Annotated in this window: 3 protein-coding genes; 2 read left to right on the top strand and 1 reads right to left on the bottom strand. The window is 59.1% G+C overall.

Going from position 1 to position 3,300, the window contains the following annotated elements; genetic code table 11:
* The coding region (locus AC1DRJ_RS22245; protein ID WP_477804036.1) for a GMC family oxidoreductase at positions 1-1,632 on the bottom strand (1,632 nt) is incomplete at its 3' end.
* 123 nt (positions 1,633-1,755) lie between these two features.
* Between AC1DRJ_RS22245 and AC1DRJ_RS22250 the strand changes: the two genes are divergently transcribed.
* Together AC1DRJ_RS22250 and AC1DRJ_RS22255 are read left to right on the top strand one after the other, a co-directional pair.
* Positions 1,756-2,640: a LysR family transcriptional regulator gene (locus tag AC1DRJ_RS22250; protein ID WP_477804037.1), complete on the top strand. Its 885-nt coding sequence runs from the start codon at positions 1,756-1,758 to the stop codon at positions 2,638-2,640.
* Positions 2,641-2,716: 76 nt separating this feature from the next.
* Positions 2,717-2,932, top strand: a complete 216-nt coding sequence (locus AC1DRJ_RS22255; RefSeq protein WP_477804038.1) for a DUF4287 domain-containing protein — start codon at positions 2,717-2,719, stop codon at positions 2,930-2,932.
* The last annotated feature ends 368 nt before the right edge of the window (positions 2,933-3,300 follow it).

Consider the following 3,300-nt stretch of genomic DNA (forward strand, 5'->3'; position numbering starts at 1 on the left):
CACCCCCGCTCCCATTGGGGTTGTGTTGGCTGTGGATTGGAGCATCAGTTGTGCCGCTTTTTCAGCAATCATCAACGTCGGCGAGCAGGTGTTGCCCGAGGTGATGCGCGGCATGATCGAGGCGTCGGCAATGCGCAAGCCAGGAATACCGTGGACCCGCAACTCGGCATCAACCACCGCATCCGCGTCGTTACCCATCCGGCAAGTGCCGACAGGATGGAAAATCGTGGTGCCGATCTGCGCGGCGGCTTCGTGCAATTCTTCTTCGGTCTGCAAGCGCGCACCGGGCAGGTACTCGACCGGATTGAAAGTGCGCAGCGCTGGTGCGGCGACGATGCGGCGGGTCAGGCGAATGGCATCGGCGGCGACGCGCAAGTCCTCGGGGTGGCTCAAATAGTTAGGCTGGATCAGTGGCGCTGACAGCGGGTCGGCGGAACAAATGTCCACCCGGCCCCTGCTTTGCGGGCGTAGATCGCAGACCGAGGCGGTAAAGGCAGGGAAGGGGTGCAACGGTTCACCGAAGCGTTCCAGCGACAACGGCTGCACGTGATATTCGAGATTGGCCGAGGTCTGTTCCGGTCCCGATCGCGCAAAGGCCCCCAGTTGACTCGGCGCCATGGACAGCGGGCCGCTGCGGTCATACAGGTAGCGCAAACCCATACCCATCTTGCCCCAGACACTGCCGGCAATCTGGTTCAGCGTGCGGGCGTTTTCCAGTTTGTAGATCAGCCGCAATTGCAGATGATCCTGCAGATTGCCTCCCACCCCCGGCAGCTCATGGGTCACGCCGATCCCCAGTCTTTGCAGCAGCGGGCGAGGGCCGATGCCGGAGCGCTGGAGGATGCCCGGTGAGCCGACGGAGCCGGCACACAGGACGATTTCCTTGCGCGCCTTGAAGGTTTTCGCCTGGCCTTGGTAGCGTGTAATGACTGCAGATGCGCGGCCGTTGTCGAGCAACACGCGGTCGACTTCGACGTCGGTCAGCACCGTAAGATTGGCGCGGTGGCGGATCGGTTTGAGAAACGCCTTGGCCGCGTTCCAGCGGATTCCGGCCTTTTGATTGACTTGAAAGTAGCCGCAGCCTTCGTTATCGCCCTGATTGAAATCATCGATGCTGGCGATGCCGCTTTGCTCGGCGGCGCTGCGGAAGGCATCGAGAATCGGCCACGACAACCGCTGACGCTCGACGCGCCAGTCGCCGCTGGCACCGTGAAATTCGGAGTCGCCGGCAAAATGGTTTTCGCTCTTTTTGAACAGCGGCAACACGTCGCTCCAGCTCCAGCCCGGATTGCCGTCAGCGGCCCAGCCATCGTAGTCGCCGGCCTGGCCGCGCATGTAGATCATGCCGTTGATTGAAGAACAGCCGCCGAGCACTTTGCCGCGTGGGTAACTCAGGGTGCGCCCTTGCAGGCCGGCTTGCGCCTGGGTCTTGAAGCACCAGTCGGTGCGCGGGTTACCGATGCAGAACAGGTAACCCACAGGGATATGAATCCACGCGTAATTATCGCGGCCGCCGGCTTCGAGCAGCAGCACCCGGTGCTGTGGGTTGGCCGACAGTCGATTAGCCAGCAAACAACCGGCCGGCCCGGCGCCGACCACGATGTAGTCGAATTCATCTAGGGAAGTCTGCATCCCTGACCTCTTATTGTTGTTGTTCTTGTTGTCAGTATCCTAGTTGTTAGCTTTCAGTAAAAGAATGTTAGTTTTTGCGCAGCCGTTGTACGTTTTTAAACAGCCTCGCCTCAAGGACGGATCATGTTCGACTGGAATGACCTGCGGTTTTTTCTCGAGTTGCAGCGCAGCGGGCGTTTGCTCACCGCTGCCCGCCGTTTGAACACCACCCATGCCACCGTCGCCCGGCACATCGAGGCCATCGAAAAGAGTCTCGGCACGGCGCTGTTCGTCCAGCATGCCCAGGGTTATGAAATGACCCCGGCCGGCGAAGCGCTGCTCAAACACGCCGAAGCCATGGAAAACGTTGCGTTGCTCGCCCAGGAAGAAATCACCCAGTCCACTGCGCCGCTGGGCAAGATTCGCGTCGGGGTGACTGAAGGCCTGGGCATCATGTTTCTCGCTAGCCGTATGATCGGTCTGTTCGAACGCTATCCGGGGCTGGAAGTGGAACTGGTGGCTGTGCCGCGCTTCGTCAGCATCCTCAATCGCGAAGCCGAAATCAGCATCCACCTCGAACGCCCGGCCGCCGACATGCTGGTCACCCGCAAACTCACCGACTACCGCCTGGCGCTCTATGCCAGCCAGGCGTATCTCGACCGATCACCGCCATTGCACAGCCGCGAAGACCTCGGTCGCCATGCCTGGATCGGCTACGTCGACGACCTGCTGTTCAGCCAGGAATTGATCTTCCTCAACAGCTTCTGCCGCAATCCCCGGGTGGTGTTCCACAGCACCAGCGTCATCGCCCAGCAACAAGCCGCGCGTTCCGGGTTGGGCATCGCCGTGTTGCCGTGCTTCATGGCCAACGCCGATCCGGATTTGGTGCCGTTGTTGCCGGATGAAAGCATCCAGCGCAGTTACTGGATCAGTACCCGGCGCGAACTGCACAAGTCGGTGCGGCTGCGGGTGGTCTGGGATTATGTGGTGGGGTTGTGTGAGGCGGAGCAGGGGTTATTGCTGGGATAGCGTTCAGCGTCCAATCTATAGGATGACGACAAGGAGTGTTACCTGACACTCCTTCGCGATTAAGGAGGCTTGCAGCATGACCGAAGAAACAAAAGTAAAAGGGCCTGCGTCGTACTTCCCGTCCATAGAGAAAAAGTATGGACAACCCATCAGCCACTGGCTGGATTTGCTCGGAACAGTGAGCGGTAAAAAGCACATGGAAATGGTGGCCTGGCTGAAGACTGAACACGGTATGGGGCATGGCCATGCCAATGCTTTGGTTGGGCATTATTTAGCTGCCACCAAAAAGTGATTGAGAAGGGCGGGCAGGGCATGTTCATGCCCCCGATACTCATCAGATAAAACACAAAACCCTGTGGGAGCGAGCCTGCTCGCGATGGCGGCAGTACATCTAAAATGGATGCCGGCTGACACACCGCTTTCGCGAGCAGGCTCGCTTCCACCCGGATTTCGATCGACTGACGCAGCGAGAGAATTCCTCTGTTTCGTTGCTGCTTAAACAACAAAAAATCGCACCTGTTTAAACGAAGCCTTCTGTTACCACCCAACGGCTACAACGCCTTCGCCATCGCCTACAGGTAAGACAGAATCCGCCGGCTTGTGCGTCCAGGTGCCCGCCAGTAACTTGATTCACTGATGAGCAGTGACAGGAATCAAGTT

The organism is Pseudomonas sp. P5_B2, assembly GCF_056400445.1.

Bases quoted from the DNA above. Each gene is read 5' to 3' on its own strand.
- AC1DRJ_RS22250 (WP_477804037.1), top strand. From the start codon at position 1,756: ATGTTCGACTGGAATGACCTGCGGTTTTTTCTCGAGTTGCAGCGCAGC.
- AC1DRJ_RS22255 (WP_477804038.1), top strand. From the start codon at position 2,717: ATGACCGAAGAAACAAAAGTAAAAGGGCCTGCGTCGTACTTCCCGTCC.